The organism is Paenibacillus paludis (genome assembly GCF_042610515.1).
Taxonomy (GTDB): Bacteria; Bacillota; Bacilli; order Paenibacillales; family Paenibacillaceae; genus Paenibacillus_AQ.
Window position 1 is genome coordinate 695,701 of record NZ_JBGJZP010000002.1, and the last position, 16,929, is coordinate 712,629.

Annotated in this window: 13 protein-coding genes and 1 pseudogene; 1 reads left to right on the forward strand and 13 read right to left on the reverse strand. The window is 44.8% G+C overall.

Going from position 1 to position 16,929, the window contains the following annotated elements:
• Window positions 1-23: 23 nt before the first annotated feature.
• The 6 genes from ACAN56_RS06395 to ACAN56_RS06420 all read right to left on the reverse strand — a co-directional run bounded on the left by ACAN56_RS06395 (window position 24) and on the right by ACAN56_RS06420 (window position 8,661).
• The gene (locus tag ACAN56_RS06395; RefSeq protein WP_379141331.1) at window positions 24-1,475 is read right to left on the reverse strand and encodes a glycosyl hydrolase family 28 protein; all 1,452 of its coding nucleotides are present in this window, start codon (window positions 1,473-1,475) and stop codon (window positions 24-26) included.
• Window positions 1,476-1,727: 252 nt separating this feature from the next.
• Window positions 1,728-3,419: a cache domain-containing sensor histidine kinase gene (locus tag ACAN56_RS06400; RefSeq protein ID WP_379141334.1), complete on the reverse strand. Its 1,692-nt coding sequence runs from the start codon at window positions 3,417-3,419 to the stop codon at window positions 1,728-1,730.
• Window positions 3,420-3,463: 44 nt separating this feature from the next.
• Window positions 3,464-4,978 (reverse strand): response regulator transcription factor, encoded by a 1,515-nt coding sequence (locus tag ACAN56_RS06405; RefSeq protein ID WP_379141336.1) that lies wholly within the window; start codon window positions 4,976-4,978, stop codon window positions 3,464-3,466.
• A 99-nt stretch (window positions 4,979-5,077) separates the two neighbouring features.
• Window positions 5,078-6,640, reverse strand: a complete 1,563-nt coding sequence (locus ACAN56_RS06410; RefSeq protein WP_379141338.1) for a DUF3502 domain-containing protein — start codon at window positions 6,638-6,640, stop codon at window positions 5,078-5,080.
• A gap of 105 nt (window positions 6,641-6,745) precedes the next feature.
• Window positions 6,746-7,654, reverse strand: a complete 909-nt coding sequence (locus ACAN56_RS06415) for a carbohydrate ABC transporter permease (protein ID WP_379141340.1) — start codon at window positions 7,652-7,654, stop codon at window positions 6,746-6,748.
• Between the two features lie 41 nt (window positions 7,655-7,695).
• Window positions 7,696-8,661, reverse strand: coding sequence for an ABC transporter permease (locus ACAN56_RS06420; protein ID WP_379141342.1), 966 nt, complete (start codon window positions 8,659-8,661; stop codon window positions 7,696-7,698).
• 382 nt (window positions 8,662-9,043) lie between these two features.
• Here ACAN56_RS06420 and ACAN56_RS06425 point away from each other — a divergent pair.
• Window positions 9,044-9,247: pseudogene (locus tag ACAN56_RS06425) on the forward strand (hypothetical protein); the annotation flags it as partial.
• 17 nt (window positions 9,248-9,264) lie between these two features.
• Here the strand turns inward: ACAN56_RS06425 and ACAN56_RS06430 are convergent.
• From ACAN56_RS06430 to ACAN56_RS06460, 7 genes are all read right to left on the reverse strand, one after another.
• Entirely contained in the window at window positions 9,265-11,643 is a 2,379-nt protein-coding gene (locus ACAN56_RS06430; protein WP_379141344.1) for a glycoside hydrolase family 95 protein, read from the reverse strand.
• Window positions 11,644-11,799: 156 nt separating this feature from the next.
• Window positions 11,800-12,663, reverse strand: coding sequence for a glycoside hydrolase family 2 protein (locus tag ACAN56_RS06435; protein ID WP_379141435.1), 864 nt, complete (start codon window positions 12,661-12,663; stop codon window positions 11,800-11,802).
• Window positions 12,664-12,864, reverse strand: coding sequence for a hypothetical protein (locus ACAN56_RS06440; protein ID WP_379141347.1), 201 nt, complete (start codon window positions 12,862-12,864; stop codon window positions 12,664-12,666). It abuts the gene before it with no gap.
• A 667-nt stretch (window positions 12,865-13,531) separates the two neighbouring features.
• Window positions 13,532-14,560, reverse strand: a complete 1,029-nt coding sequence (locus ACAN56_RS06445; RefSeq protein ID WP_379141349.1) for a dienelactone hydrolase family protein — start codon at window positions 14,558-14,560, stop codon at window positions 13,532-13,534.
• Window positions 14,561-15,260: 700 nt separating this feature from the next.
• Window positions 15,261-15,458 (reverse strand): hypothetical protein, encoded by a 198-nt coding sequence (locus ACAN56_RS06450; protein ID WP_379141351.1) that lies wholly within the window; start codon window positions 15,456-15,458, stop codon window positions 15,261-15,263.
• 65 nt (window positions 15,459-15,523) lie between these two features.
• Complete coding sequence (locus ACAN56_RS06455) at window positions 15,524-15,955, reverse strand: hypothetical protein (RefSeq protein ID WP_379141353.1); 432 nt, start codon at window positions 15,953-15,955, stop codon at window positions 15,524-15,526.
• Window positions 15,955-16,821 (reverse strand): DUF4367 domain-containing protein, encoded by an 867-nt coding sequence (locus tag ACAN56_RS06460; RefSeq protein ID WP_379141356.1) that lies wholly within the window; start codon window positions 16,819-16,821, stop codon window positions 15,955-15,957. Before ACAN56_RS06460 ends, ACAN56_RS06455 begins: the two co-directional genes overlap by 1 nt.
• Between the last annotated feature and the right edge of the window lie 108 nt (window positions 16,822-16,929).

Here is a 16,929-nt window from a genome sequence, read left to right on the forward strand (position 1 = left end):
GATGAGCTGATTGACGCATAATCTTAATGCTTATCCGGGCCGAAAAAAGCAATTTTCTTGGCATAATCGTTGATGTCAAAATGACCTTGTTGTGCATCCAGAACAAGCTGGCCGTTAATCCGCAAATTGATAAAAGTAACTCCGTCCACAGGGCGCTCCCCGTCAAAGCCGTAGATCCGGTTGGGATTGGCATTAGCTCCGTTGTAGCTGATGTTCTTAAAGACGACGTTCTCGATGCGGCTACCGGGATTCGGATTGTAATCCTTATTCCAGACCACCCGGAGGTCAAGCAACTGCCCCAGCTCAAATTCCTCTACACGTATGTTTTCGTAGACAATGTTTCGGATGGTATTTTTATCACCAGCATTGATCGCCATGGCACCCCAATAATTGCTCTGTGGCTCGTGGTGCTCCAAAATATCAATGTTCTCAAACCGTACATTCTCAATGGTGTCCCCATTCCCATGGTGATCTCCGTGAGTCCCCATCATCAACGGATGGGCAACATCGGCCCACAGCACCGAATCGCTTATGCGGACCCGGCGGGTATCCCCTTTATAGTCCCACCTTGTTCCATACACGGCGATACAATCATCGGATGTCCGAAGAAATACATCATGAACAGTGATATCGGAGCTGGCCATCATATCGATACCATCGGACCATCCACGGGTGCTAAACGATTTGAAATTGTCGATACGGACGTGCTCAGACTTGCCGATATAGATGCTGTAGTGCGGCGGGTCTAACAAGATAATACCCTCAACAGATATATTCCGAGAAAAGACGATCCGGATACCGCGAAAGGCAGAGAACCTGTCAAAGTTGGACAAATACAAAATCCCCCGTCCTCGAATCACGATATTCTCGGCACGCTCACATACAAGAGAACCCGTCACAATGGCGCCTCCAGCCAGATACACCGTTGTATCCGACGGAATCCGCATGATAGTCTCCTCCAGATAGTGCATGCCGGGTGCGAAATACAGCACCTTCGGCAGTTGCCCCGTCGCCGGAAGCGGCGTTTCAGCCATCCGGTATATGTCTTCCATCCGGTGGATGGCCGGCTTCAGCAGCAGTACATCGGAATCGTCTGGCTGCGGAGCATTTAGCTCGGGAGGGTTAGCAAACAAGTGCAAATTGTGAAAACGATCGCCGTTTATCTCGAAGGACAGCTTGCATGGTTGGTCCAATGCAAACGTAATCCTGTTCGCTTTGTGCTCAAAGACGATGGCAGTGGCCAGCGGCCGGATGATTACACTTTCCGGATGCTGCTTCAGACACTCCACCTGAACCTCAACCTTACCTTCCATGTCGAAATAAACCATGGATGCCTGACGTACCTCATGCATATCAACCTCAACTTCGTAAACAAACAGCTCATTCCAGGACTCTCCCGGTATTCGTACCCAGACTTTAAAATCATCATTTTCCACCGCACCCTTCGGTGCCTCATAAATCGTCAGCTTATCCATATTACCCTCCATATTTGCAGTCACTTACTACTTTTAATACCGAATTACTGACTGCATTTTGAACAAATCACAACCCCTTCTTAAATTAATAACAGAATCCTATTAATGAACATAGAGAAGCTTGAGATCGCTTTTACTTTATCAATTTATGTACTTGGTGAATATATCACTTATTCACGATTACTTGTAATTTTTAGGCCTATGCTAAAGTAACAAAAAGAGTGCTATGCAGCACTCCGGTTGTATACCTAACTATTCCAAGTAATGTCGTACTGCAGGAACGTCAATGACAACACGGGTTCCTTCTCCTGGATTGCTCTCAAAACGAATGCAACGCTGTTCCCCGAAGTACAGCTCCAATCTTTTTTCGATATTCTTTACACCGTACCCGCTTCCGCGAGTTCCCGGCTTTCGATCCTGCTTGCTGTCTATGCCGATTCCATCATCTTCAATGGTTAGTATCAATCGGTTATTGCTTACTACCGCCCGGATGAAGATAATCCCCTTTCCATCCGGTTTCTCCGTGATTCCATGAACTATTGAATTTTCAACCAGGGGCTGCAGGGTGATTTTGGGCAGCATGCAACCCAGAGCCTCTTCCTCAATATCGGTCTTAAGGGCGAACCGGTCCTTGAATCTCTTTTGCTGGATCTCAACATAGATACTGGACATCCGTAATTCATCCTTCAACGTTACGAAGTCCTCGCCCTTGCTCAGGATTAGCTTATAGTAATCCGATAGTGCATAAACCACTTGCTGAATGTTGGCTCGTTCTCCCCGCTGGGCCATCCAATTTAACATATCAAGTGTATTATAGAGAAAATGCGGGTTGATCTGGGATTGAAGAGCCTTCAGTTCAGCTCCGGTTTTTTCGACACCCAGACGATACTGCTCCTGAAGAAGCTCCTGTATGCTGTTGACCATATAGTTATAGCTGGAAACCAGCCGCCCTATCTCATCCTGTCTCGGTTCAATGTCCAACGTGCGCAGATCTCCATTACGGATTTGATCCATCTTGCGGGTTAGCAAGAATACTCGTGCTGTTATAGAGCGGGTAACCGGAAAAATGAGAATCAACAAGATGACAGCTACTACCACGTACATAGTTATCATTTGCGAGCCAACTTTATTAACCGCTTCCAATGCAGCAGCTTTAGGAATGATCGAGGTCAGAAACATTCCGCTTTTGCCGATCTGGTTGCTGCGATACAGGTAGTCACGGTTGTTCAAGCTCACAGCATCAAACACGCTGGTTGTTTCCTTCAACATGGGTATCCCTTGGAGCGCGTCTCCGTTATGGCTGCTTGCTATTATATTTCTGTGTCGATCTGTCAAATAAACCATCTGCTCCGGAACCGATTTGGTCAGAGTGTCACTTATGGACTTCAAATTAATGTTGATCACAACAATCCCCATCGGATCGCTAAAATCTCTTACATTCCATAATATTCTGCCCAACGCAAGATATTGGGGTAATCCTGTCACATTGACATCCGTATAGGAGTACCAGGTGGGCCCTCCGGTGCTGTTCAACACCTCTTGCGCCCATTTTCTCCCCTCAATAGCGCGCATCTTTCGAAATCGCGTATCTGTTCCGGAAACCACAAACCGGTCATCAATATAATACACAATACCGTCACTATCGTTGCTCTCTTCCAGGACTTTGGTATAGGAATCTATTTTTTCGAAGCCCATTATTTGCTCCGCAATGTCCGTTACTTCCGGATCCTTATCAAGTGCAGCAACAAGAACATCATTCAAAATAATCATGGTGGAAAGATTCTCGGTCCGCCGAAATTTGTCCGATAGCGTGCTTAGGGTTTGTTCGTAATTCTGGTTGGCTGCGTAATTCTGGCTATTCAACGATTCCTGCTTGATTTGCCGGTAAGATATCATAAAAGTAATGAATAACGGAACCAGGCCGAAAAACGCCAAGATGATCAACAGTCTCTTCCTTAAAGAGGAATTCCAAAACAAGTGTTTGGTTTTCATTTTGTCATCAGCTTTCGGTATTCTAAGGGTGTATGATTGGTCGCGGCACGAAAAACCTTTGTAAAATAGCTTGGACTGGCATATCCGCAGCGTTCGGCAATCGTATTAATTTTATAGTGTTCATCCAGAATCATTTTTTTGGCATGTTCCAGCCTGTAATCTCCAATATATTGCCTGATCGTCAGTCCTGTCTCATTCTTGAATAACAAGCCCATATGGCTAGTGGACATATGGACATGGTCAGAAATTTCCCGAATATCCAGATCGACCTTGCTGCAATGGGCGGCGATATACTTTATTACCTCGCGTACGATGCCTGAATATGGGGTGGACTCTTGCAAGTCTTCTATATATGCGGTAATAAGTGTGCTCAAGATGCTGTGAAGCTCATCTATAGTGGAACTTTCCAATATCGCTTTCTCCACATCGCCTTGGCAGCAAGCATGGCTTAGCCGAGAAATCACCGATGCTCTTTCCTGAAAAACCGTTTGCGCAAAGGAGTGGAAAAGCTCGCATACTCTTTCTTTCTTTGGAAATTCTGCCTGTTTGATCTTATCGCATATGAAATCCAGCCAGACTGGTAATTCTTCAAGGTTATTTTTGAGAATGGTAAAGAATTCAGGATATAGATCTATCCTCGGCTCAGGCTGATTTTTTGCTTCGAAACCAAAAAAACGCTGTTCCCTGTGAAAAAATGACCTTTCCAATGCACGGTTTGCGGTTTGATGGCTGTCCCCAATACTTTTCAGCTCCCTTGCTTCTTCCCCCATCCCCATGATCAGCCCATCATATTGATGAAGAAACTGACTGCATAAATGCTGCACTTTCCTGACTTCATTCTTTTTAAATGCCAATACGGTAAGATGTTTATTCTGATCCTCCTGGACATGCAATGACGGGATGTGATGCGCATCCCAAAAAGCTTGAATCATCTCAGGCTTCAGAGTGTGATCCGCTTCTGTGTTTTTGGCCCTGGCGGCTGATACGATACAAACGTAATGACTGTTTGCAGGGAATGCGACTTCCTTGCAGAGTAGCACCAATTCACTAATGTTTACTTCCTTGGACGTTATTTTTCTTGCCAAGCTCTGCCGTTGCAGCTCCAGCTTTTGTCCTATTACAATCTGCTGCTCCCTTTGAGCCCGGATAGATTCAACCGCTTTCATAACCGCATGTTCCAGGTCCGGCAGCTTAATCGGCTTCTCGATATAATCCACAGCGGACAACTTAATGGCGCTTTTGAGATATTCAACTTCCATATAGCCGCTCATAAACAGCAGCTTACTATGCTTGCACCGATCCATAAGTTTCTCGGCAAACTCGATTCCATTTAGTTTGGGCATGCGGATATCTGTAATGACAAGATCCGGTTGGAGGTCTATCGCCTCCCGCAAAGCCTCAGCTCCGTCTCGGGCCTCCCTGATCGTCTCAATGCCATACCTTTTCCAATCCACAGATTCAAGCAAGCCAAGGCGGGTGTAGTCATCATCATCAGCAATCAGCAGCTTCATTGCTCTCCTCTCCTTACGTCAAGTTATCATAATCTTTATAAATAAGATAACAGACAATCCCGACCTGTGAAAGGTCAGGATTGTCATTAGAATTAACTATTATTTCTTTTGGGTTGCCGCGAAATCATCCAATGCCTTCTGTAAGGCAGCCATATATTTTTCCATGCCCGCGCCTTTCAGTTGCTGGTTCAAGGTGTCCAGATCCTCATCTATGCTCTTTTTGATCACCCCTACTGCCAACGGCACTGCGTATTGGGTTCTGATGGTTTCAATATTTGCCATCTCAGCCGTTAAATCTTTCGTGTCGAAAACAAAGCCTTCATAAGGATCAATGCCATTCTTTTCGCCTAGCTTTGTGCCTTCAGTTTGCAGCCTGTCATATATTCCTTGCCATGCGCCAGGATATTTTTCCACACGGTTCATGTAGCCATCATTCAAGCCAGTCCAACCCGGTTTTTTGTTCTTGGGGTCTATTCCATCAAACGTAATAGACTCGCCATCCAATTTATAGTTCTCATCCTTTACCCCATATTGCAAAAGGTCATAGTAGGTTCTGTCCGTATGCGCTTTTTCAATAAATTTCAAAGCGGTTTCGACATTCTTGCTCTGCGCGCCTACGGAAATCATCGTTGTGGTTTCCACAGAGTGTTTAGGTAAAAATGCAGTTCCCGGAGCCAAATCTACGCTGTAGTCAAGCCAGCCAAACTCCCAATCTTTGTTTACCGCTTGGAGTTGGTTAACGTAGCCGCTGCTGATAGCACCGAAGTGGTTAGTGAATTCAAGAGGCTTCTTGTCGGCTTTCATCAATTCCAGGGTTTTACTGGTTTCATTGGTTTGTGAGGCCAATATGTCGCGGGCTACAATACCATCATCATACCATTTTTTTGCAATCTGCAGAGCCTGCTTGTACTCAGGTATGTCGTTGATAGATACAACCTTGTAGGGATCGTTTACAGGTGCCAAGGTAGTCATTTGGCCTGTAGGGTCTAAATACTTGTCGCCTGCCAACATTCTGAACACATTGAGTATAAAGCCTTTATCGCTAATCATCGGAGTATCAGGGAATTCCTCCTTAGACTTGTAAAGGTATTTCTCTACAGATTCAAAATCTTTGACTTCCGGAAGGCCCCATTGCTTCCGCAAATCTTCCCGGTAAAAGAATCCCCAGTTGCCACCGCCGGGTTTGCCGTATTGCGGAATCCCGTAGAGCTTGCCGTCAAGCGTTATCCGATCCAATATACCATTGTAGTGCTTGACCAACTCTGGCGTTTTGGATAGCAGAGGCTTCAAATCTGCAAATGCGTTCTTAGTAGCAAAGTTTTTGAAGTCGGACCAAAAACCGCCTACATAGATATCATATTCTTTTGCTACAATGGCCCGGCTGATTTGATTTTTTTCATCTCCCCAGGGAACAAACGTAAAGCGAACGGTGGCTCCCAGATCCTTTTTGGTCAACTCATCCAACTGCTTGTAAAAGTTGGCCATTCCGCTAGCCGGTTCCGTCCCCATGGTCAAAGCCGTCAATTCGACGATTTCCGCAGGCTCCTGAGCCGCAGGTGAACCGGAAGCACCACTGTCCTTGTTTGACGAACAAGCCGCCAGAACCGTAGTGGAAACCAGCAATGCCGATAAAACCGCTTTCATTCTTCTGTTTAATAGCAAAATAATCCCCTCCATATAATTAGCTTGATATATGTTAACAGAGGAGGCATCTTCACCATACGAGTATTATTCAAGATGCCCCCACTATTTAACAACGCTGATCTATTAGCCCTTTACGCTGCCGACCGTTAATCCGGTAACGAAGTAACGCTGTGCAAATGGGTAGAACAACAATACAGGGCCTGTAACCAGCATGGCGGTTGCCAATTTCATCGTTTCGGTTGGCAACTGATCGATAACGATCTGGGAGTCACGCACCGCATCCGTTACACGGGATAACATACGGTACAGCAAATATTGCAATCCCCACTTATCTTTATCTGCTACCAGGTAAAGACTGTATCCAAACCAGTTATTCCAATAGCTCAGAGCCAGAAACAATCCAATGGTTGCCGATACCGGCTTGCAAAGCGGGATGACAACCTGCCAATAGATCCGGAAATCTCCCGCCCCGTCTATCCTTGCCGATTCCATAAGCGAATCTGGAATCCCCTTAACAAAATTGCGGTACAAAAAGATGAGAAAGGGAGTCATCAAACCAGGCAGGATAATAGCCATAAGACTATGATTCAAATGCAGCATATTCACATTAACCAGGTAAGAAGGGATTAGACCGCCGCTGAACAAGGTTGTGAAATAGATGAAAAAAGCCGCTTTGTTCCGGTGCTTAAAGTCTGGTCTGGATAAAATGTATCCGCTCATGGAGGTCACAATCAACCCAAGAACAGTCCCTGCTAAAGTGACATATATGGTGATTAGATAGGCATTCCCAATTGTGCCTCCCAATGTCTCAAAAACTACCTTGTACGCATCAAGGGTAAAACCTTGCGGCAAAAGACTATATCCATGGATAGCAATTATCGACTCGCTGCTAAAGGAACCGGAGAGCATTAAAATAAAGGGAAGCACGCAAATAACGGAGAAGAATAAAACCACCGAAACGGAAACGACTGTAAATACTTTTGAACCCGGATCCAAGCGAATCTTATTGTTTCTAACTTCTGATGCAGCCATAATCGGCTCCTTTCATAATTAAGACATAAGTAAGCCTTCTATTAGAACAAAGAGTTTTCCTTGTCTACTTTCTTTACGATAGCATTAACGGTCAGAATGAGAATCAAACCAAAGACGGATTGGTACACCCCGGCGGCTGACCCCAAGCCTATACTGAAGTTTACGGTCAAAGAACGGTACACATAAGTATCAATAATGTCAGTTGCATTAAGCAATAATCCATTCTGCCCGACCACGTTCCAGAATAAATCAAATTGCCCCCGCATAATTCCTCCCAGTGCAAAAAGTATCAGTACAATGACAGTCGGCTTCAGAAGTGGAAGAGTAATATGAAGTATGCGCTGCCATTTAGTTGCGCCATCGACATACGCCGCTTCATATATACTTTCATCAATCCCCATAATGGATGCCAAATAGATAATACTGCCGTATCCAAGGCCTTTCCAAATTTCAATTCCCACAAGGATAAACGGCCAAACATAAGGAGTCGCATAAAAGTCAAACTTCTCGAAGCCTAATGAAGTAATGAGACCGTTTACAACTCCGTAATCAAAATTGAACAAGTTGTACACGATCGAACTCACAATAACCATGGATACAAAGAACGGGATAAACATTAGTGTTTGCGTCGTTTTGACAAACTTTTTGAACGTTAACTCTTTCAATATAATTGCCACGGTTATTTGAAAGAAGTTATTCAATACGATAAATGCTATATTGTAGAGCATCGTATTTTTGGTTATTTTCCAAATGATTGAATCCATACCGCCATGGAAAAGAAACTCAAAATTTTTGAATCCGATAAACGTACTTGCCAAACCTTTGCTGAAGTCGTAATCAACAAAAGCGTAATACAAGCCAAACATAGGAATATAACTAAAAAGCACAAAAAATAAAATCATAGGCACTAACATAAAATAATAGGTCGGGTGCGCCCTGAAATCCGAAAACCACTTCCTCTTCTTGTTCAAAAGTTTGGTTTCTACAGCCACTGTAGTGTTTGCCATAACATCTCCCTCTCTTTCTAAAGTTAGTTTAGCAGTGCATAGAAAGAGCGTATATATCACTTTCTCCCGATTCATTGTATTTATGAACGGTTCGTAAAAGCCAATCCAGATAAAGGAATTTGTGGTCCTTCCAGATTACTGAACAACAATAAACCTCTTCGTGTATGAAGAGGTTTATTGTTGTTCAGACCTGAATTCACTCGAATTACAAGCAGCATATTACAGCAGGCTCATCATATTGTTCCGAATAAATCGTCCTATTCGCCTTACCTTCGACAAGCCCCTTTAAGCCCGAAATCACGTCCGTGGGATTATTCAATGCATCCTTATAGGTTTCCAGCGCGGTCGACGGGAAGATCACAAGCTTACCGTTCGCATCATATGGCTGAACATTGCTGAAATTGAGCTAAGTATAATGACGCGTCAATGTTTAGCAAGACGAATTCCGGCAATGGAAGAATTAGCAGGCGAGCTGACCGAATGGGAATCTGCTCGTAACGCTTCTCAAAGTGGTATAGATTGGCAATTCACTACTGAAGATGCGCGGATAAAACTTAAAAGGCTTTATCCACAATTTAAAGACTGATGCTGTACTAGGCTCTCCTATTCCGTAAAAGTAAATATATGCTTCTCACCGGCTTTTGCCGAGAATTCAATCAGGCCATCCTCAGAGGGGTCTACCCGCTTCTTCGTTTCGTCTTTACTGACCCATACCGGACAGTCTGACAGGAGAGAGCATTGTCCCCCAAGAGAAGAAATAATCTCCGCTTCCGTTACCACGCCGCCTTTCCATTTAAGGCTGACCTCAAAGCCTCCACGAGCTCGCAATCCCTTAACTGAACCCTCCTGCCAACGGGCAGGCAGTGCAGGCAGAAATTCCAGATACCCCTGATGTGACTGCAGCAGCATTTCCGCAATTCCTGCTGTTGCCGCAAAGTTGCCGTCGATTTGGAACGGCGGGTGGGCGTCAAAGAGATTTGGATAAACGCCGCCTTTTTCTAGGTTGATAGGTTCACTAGGAAGCACCAGATTCAATAGATTCGAGATCAATTGTCCGGCCCGGTCACCGTCCTTAAATCTCGCCCATAGGCCGATTTTCCAGCCCAAACTCCAACCTGTCCCACCGTCACCTCTAATTTCGAGTGATCTTCTCGCAGCCTGAAACAGATCGGGAGAAGTTTGTCCTGTAATTTGCCGTCCCGGGTATATTCCTACCAGATGAGAGACATGCCGATGATGGATATCATCGGTTTCAAAATCAGCGGACCACTCCTGAAGCTGACCTTGTGCACCAATCTGATAAGGCAGCATCCGAGCTTTAGCCTCTAGGAGACTTTGCGCAAAATCTTCATCCAGTTCAAGCAACTCTGAGGAGAGGATACAGTTATCAAAGAGTTCTCCTATCAGGGACAAATCCATCGTCGCCCCATCACTGACAGCACTGCGCCCTTTTCCAGTCAAAAACTTCAACTCTGGAGATGCAGATGGAGAAGTAACCAAATATCCGTCTTTGTTCTCGATCAGCCAATCCAAACAGAATAGAGCTGACTCTTTCATAATCGGATACGCTGTATCACGTAAGAAGGACAGGTCTCCGCTGAACGAATAATGTTCCCAAAGATGCTGGGTCAGCCATACACCGCCCATGGGCCAAGATGCCCAAACCGGATCTCCGTGGCCATAGTCTCCTGCGGGAGCGGTCTGACCCCACAAATCAGAATTGTGATGGGCAACCCAGCCTTTGGCTCCATAATTAATCTCTGCAGTCTTACAACCATTAATGGCGAGCCTGCCGATAAAATCGATCATTGGCTCATGCATTTCAGGCAAGTTACAGCTCTCCGCAGGCCAATAGTTCATCTGTGCATTGATATTAAGCGTGTAATTACTGCTCCACGGCGCCCGCATCTCTTCATTCCATATCCCCTGAAGATTGGCTGGCTGAGTTCCCGGACGCGAGCTGGCAATCAGCAGATAACGACCATAATGGAATAACAGCTCCACCAGACCCGGGTCGCTGCTTCCGTACTCAGCAATTCGGCGGTCGGTAGGCATATCAGAGGGAGCCAGGCTTTCACCCAATTGCAGATCGACTCTGTCGAAGATTTGACGGTGATCTTCTACATGGCGGTTGCGGAGCTCGGTATAACTCTTGCCTTCCAGCGACTCAATCGTCTCCCGGGTCAATTGTAACGGACTTCTCTCAGTGCTGGTTGCGCCGGTATTAGGATCAAATGTGGTCGCTGCGCTGAAATAGAGAGTCGCTTCAGTCGCTCCAATAACATGAAGCCCATCAGCATCAGCTCTAAATGTGCCGCCCTCTTGAACAGCCGCTATGCGGCCGAGGAATCCCATTCCTCTGGACGTCTCCGGATCACCATAACGAACCGGATCTTCCGCATCGTAATAATTGGGAGCAATATATTCCGGCGCTATACCGGAAATCGTAAAGTGTTCCCCGTCTGTCTTTGTCGAGTATCGTATCGGACTATCAAGCTTTGCCCGGAAGCCTAACGCTCCTTGTTTGCTCGCTGTCAGTTTTATAATAATAGTCTGGTCAGGATGCGATGCAAAGATTTCACGAGTGTATTGTACACCTCCAATGGCGTAACTTACAGTAACTATGCCTGTAGACAGATCCAGCTTACGGCTGTATTCACTGCGTACCAATTGACCGTGATCCATCGATAGAATCAAATCTCCGAAGGGCAGGTAGGATTGTGTATACGGACCCATCATCTCCTTGCATAGACGGTCTGCTTCTGCGTAATTCCCCTGAGCAATAAGCTCTCTTACCTTTGGAAGAGCTTCCTTGGCTCCGGGATTGTTCCAATCGCGCGGGTAGCCCGACCAAAGTGTGTCCTCATTCAAAGCGAGACGTTCTTTCTCAATGCCACCGAATATCATCGCACCGAGTCTTCCGTTACCAATAGGCAGTGCTTCTACCCAATATACTGCTGGAGTTTTGAATTGAATGTTCATCTGCTTTCCTGCCTCCTAAACATATTCATTTCACAGCTTGCCATCATACGAATAAGAAATTTCCACAGGATCCCCGGAAGATTTTCCAAAAGCAATGACTGCTTTCTCGGCTTCCTTCCTTCCAAATCTACCATCACCCAATGTCCGGAATCAAAGTCATTCACTCTCCAGTAAGTTTCCTCTTTTCCGTCTGCAACATTCATCGCCGGATGCTCTGGTGAGTAGCTGCTGCAAAATACGTGATCCCCGGATAAAGTTCATTCCACAATCCTTGATCAGCCTCACATCACGGCTTATACCTGCGTGCGTAACAGCGTCTCTCCATCCCGCATGATCCTGATGCACATTGGCTCCCAGAATATCGTAGTGGCTGCCGTTAAGAAAGAACCCTTTCTTGGCGTCTAAATGGAACCAGGGGATACCAAATTCTGTAGTGAATTCGTCTTTAAGCCAGTCATTCTCGAACAACTGGCTGGTCAGTGTGTACAAATGCGGAGTGTCCGGGTGCCAAAGGTTGGGCTGATTTACTTCTCTTGCCTGTTTAAAATTACGACTTTCTCCGAACTGAAGCACACCTGTCTGCGCCGTTTCAAATAGAAGCGCTCCTTCATATTCGATCCTGGATATTAGCTTGCATTCCACATCATGGGCGTTTGCGTTGACAACCATTGTTTCTATACTTAAGGTTGCGTGGTAAGCCGATACTGCCGGTGTTATAACATGAGTACCATACCAATCGACATGAAGAGGATCCTTGACAATCAGACTGACATCCCGGTAAAGTCCCCCGTTGAATACATTTTCACCTGCCCGGGGAGCGAGCTGCGCGTCCGATAGATTATTCAGTCTAACAAACAGAAGATTTGTTCCCTCTTGGGCCAAAGAGGAAATGTCGACAACAAACGCAGTGTAACCGCCCTTATGACTGCCTGCCAACCGGCCGTTCAAATAGATCTCCGCATCTTGAAAAGCAGCTTGAAATTCAAGCTGAATGGTTTTTCCGATCCACTCCGGATTGATCTACAGTTCCTTCCGATAACAGCCGTAGCCTACATAAAATTCATTCTCCATAAAGTAAGGAATACCGAACGAATGCGGGATACCGACATCATACCAGGCTGAATCGTCAAAATCCTTATCTTTACCCGTTATCATGTCACCATACGAAAATTTCCAATTGTCATTTATCAATTTTTCCATTCGATTAGTTAATATTTTCAAATCAACCCTTCCTTTTCCCCAATCTAAATTAAACAAGAACCAACCATGGTAAGTAATAGTTTGTTTTAACTTTATTATGATTATAAATGAATACTTCCATGTATTAAATAACAGTATTTTTAATTATATATAACTAAATTACGATTTCATTCTCTCCCGTATGAAGCCATAAAAAAATCCTCCTTTGCCGCTACCTGTTTTGTGAAGAACAGATAGCTCAAAAGAGGACCTCTAGCAGGTTAAGGACGTTTCCAACCCATATTTTGAACATGAAGATCAAGTGAAGCGATAGGCAATCGGTTATTGTAAATTTTCATCTGTACCCCACAAAATTCGCTTTTACGTAAGTACTTACATCGTTTAATGTTACATTCTTTCGTTGACAGCTCACAGATCATTATTCTAAACGACTTACGGTCGGAACCGCAATGACCCTTTTTGTAGAAGCACAATTCCAGCAAGACGTTCGCTTACCGACATCGTTCTCAATTTGCAAGCGAATCCTGAACTACAGGCGTTTATCGAACTGACTACTAATTATGAGTCTACTTTGAACCGCAAGCTGGACCCGTTCCACTTACCTATCTAGAGTGGTTGTTTACGCAACAGTACAGGAATTCAAGGCACGAAAAAGGGGAGCTGGGGGTATCCGGCATTTCGTCAGAAATCACCCTTCTCCAAGTTTGTGATGCAGCCAATTCACAGACTTCACTCCGGATATTTCATGCCCTCCTGGGTGAATGTCGAAGCCAAACTGTTCCCCGGCTTCCCATGTAGCGTACGTCTCCTGAAGGTGAATGACTGCCTTTCGGACATGCTCTACCGGAAATATAGGGTCCTGCTCCCCTGACTCCACGAAAAGCGCACGCGGGGCGACCATCCCGGTCAGCTCCGGCTGCTCAGAGTCCAGTAACAAGCCCGGCAGATAATTATCTATGCAGTGATGCATAGCCAGGATGCTGCCCTGAAATGTATTGGTCCAGCCGCAGAGAACAGTCGCCTTGATACGTTCATCCAATCCTGACACGAAAGATGAGATTAGGCCCCCTCCAGAGAAGCCGAAGGTTCCTATTGCTCCCGGAATAACATCAGATCGAGTTTCGATATAATCAAGGGCCCGCATCGCTTCATAGACTCTGATCCCTGCCAGTGTCCGGCCATAAGCTAAAAGCTGTGAGGACAAGGTGCCACAGGAACTATAATTAGGGTTGACCTTCAATTCTTCAGCCATTCGCCGTACGCCAAAGCCCATAATCTCTGGAACGATTACCACCATGCCCTTCTTGACCAGTTGAACCGCGAAACGATTGTGAATCCCCGGGACCGCCAGTTCCACGCCTTCCTGATCAAGCCCCGCTGCATCGATTTGCCCATTTCCGTGACCGTGACAGGCGAGTACAGCGGGCCATGGCCCATGACCTTCCTTCGGGATTAAAACCAGCACGGGTACATACACAGCCTCCATCGTGGTGTAGGCGACCTTTTCGAGAATAAAATCCTCGTATTCCAGTCGCTTCAACACCACTGAATTCAGCGGATACTTCTTGTCCGGGAATTCTCCTAAAGCCTTCTTCAGGCAAACACGGAGCCCCTCCCTGCGTTCTTCCTTCGTCCAGAAGCGCTCCAGATTTTCTATTCTGCTTCTCCCTGTATCAATATATAACCGGTTTAGAAAGGCGTCGGTTGTCCATTCCATCCTAATCACTCCTTTTCGGTTCTTTTTCCAAAAGTCTATATAATTTTAATCAGCCTGCTTTTCATTGTCCACATGTGCTTCACGTCTCACGATAAGACTTTGTCAGCTCAGAGAATTTAGTGGCTCCTGGCTGTGCAGCCAAAGTTGGCAAGTCCGTATTGCGGTTAGGGTAATCTTAGCCTAGCTGTAGTAGGTACTGGATACTAACGTCGATTTAATAAGCATCCTAGGCGAGCAGGCGGTCAAAGCAATTGGTGCCACAATCAGTTCCTTCATTGTACCCCTATCTGGATGAGCCACAAATGTACTTTTTTTGAAAGTAGTGCGGTTTTTTTAGTCGTTTGGACTATGTCTCCGATAGCTTACTTTTCTCAGATCCCATGACAATGAGATTAATGAAACATCGCAATGCAAAAAAAGCGGATGTCTCCGGTCAATTCCGGAGACATCCGCTTAGCAGTACATTGCTATATTAGTCTCAGTTATATGTTTGATAGATTCTGTACATAATACCGCTCTTTCAGCTTGGGTAGCCTATTCAGTCCCAGGGATTGCACCAGCAGCATCAGGTAGTCTACGCGATTAATATATGACTTTGATGAGAACAGGTATGGCCGGATCATTCATTTCTTTTCAGCTTCAGATTTGCTCACCAGAATGCATCCCTAAATCTTGAGGATTCTCACAGCTGTGATCAACTTCAACGCCCGGCGTTCTGAGCATCTAACAGCAAGGCAGAGGGAAGCTTCAAGGTATACAAGTTCACCTCGTCGATGTCCGTCACGCTGAGGTTGATCACGCCTTCATTAACAAAGCGTTTCGCGAGTCTATAGGCAACCATACTGGTGAAGAACACCGCGAGCACGGCACCTACCCCCGTCCGAAAAATCGTAATCATAAGAGCCCCATTTGGGATCTTCAATTAAATAAATCAGGACGAACTTCTATTTCCCAAGGAACTGTTCATTCCAATGTTACAGGAGAAGATACAGATATTTTTGTTTCTGACCCATTATCTTTTTCTACATAAAATTCAACATAGGCTCTATAAGTTGTACCCGCAGAACCATAGTAGAACGTATCGTAGATGTAACTGATAGCATCATCTTTATAATTATCGCTAATCAAGATTTCCACTGGCAACCAATAACCGTTACTTTTTTTTTGGATCGATAGCTCCTTAATCCCTAACTTGTCAGCAACACCTGTAGCTCCCACGTAGGATTCAACCCTTAACTTTCCGTTTCCATCCGCAAAAACGTTAATACTTGAGGATCGAATGTATGGACTTGCTCGAAGCACTTGATCATCCCCGGCTGCAAAAGCCGTGGAATAAAAGGATAACAATAGAATCATAACCATCGACAACGATACATACTTCCGCAACACACTCATCAGTCTTGACCTCCATTTGTAGGTATAGATTCAATCATCTTCTTCATTTCCTCTATGGAAATTCTGCCATTGATATTGATTACTAAATTGGTATTTGCCCAAACAACTTGTGTTTGCTCCAAGTTATGAAAAATGTAATATTTGATGCCATTTTGATCGAAGGTTATTACGGGCGTTTCATCCTTTTCGAAAGAAGTCCCTCCTTCAACTACATATCCTTGTTTATACAACAAATAATCAATAATAAGAATGTCATCCGCTTGTTCAGAGGAATAATACAACATGATTCTAGTATTTGTTGTTCGTTCAAATTTCTCTGCATACTTAAAATGGAAACCCTCTGGTAACCACTCAGGTAAAAGTGGCCTGGATTCCACATTTTCAAAAGCTTTATCAATGCTCTCATAGGTTTGATCGTTTGCCGCAGTATCGGTTGGCCGCGGGTTTGTTTCTGCCATAAAATCGAAAGTTTCTTCTCCCCAACTGGCAACTATCTTGAAAAAGTTTAACCCGAATGCATTGGCTACAATGGAGGAGAAGCAAAAAAACAATAAGAAAACGGCTGATACTCTAATTATTAATTTTTTTACAACAGTTCTATGTTTAGTCAATTTCCAGGTCCTGTATTGGTTTTCAATTTTCCTCTGCATTGCTTGCGCCTTTTCATCTGAAAGCGGCAATGTGTCTTCCTCAAGCAAATCAAGAGTCTGAACACATTCTTTTAGCAAATCGGTATCCATCGTCTCCGCATCAGCCATCGAAGCTTCATGCAAAATCAGATAGAATTTATCTTTAGCAGCAGCATCACTACTCCTTTCTTGCAGTATTTCCTTAAAGATCCTTTGATCCTCTTTCCGATTATTCATAGCTATTACTCTCCCCATTATGTACATTACATTCGTCTGTTGAGATCACAATGTATTTCATAAAAAATTTATGTGGACGACTTAGACTTAAATATAACTCGTTAACAC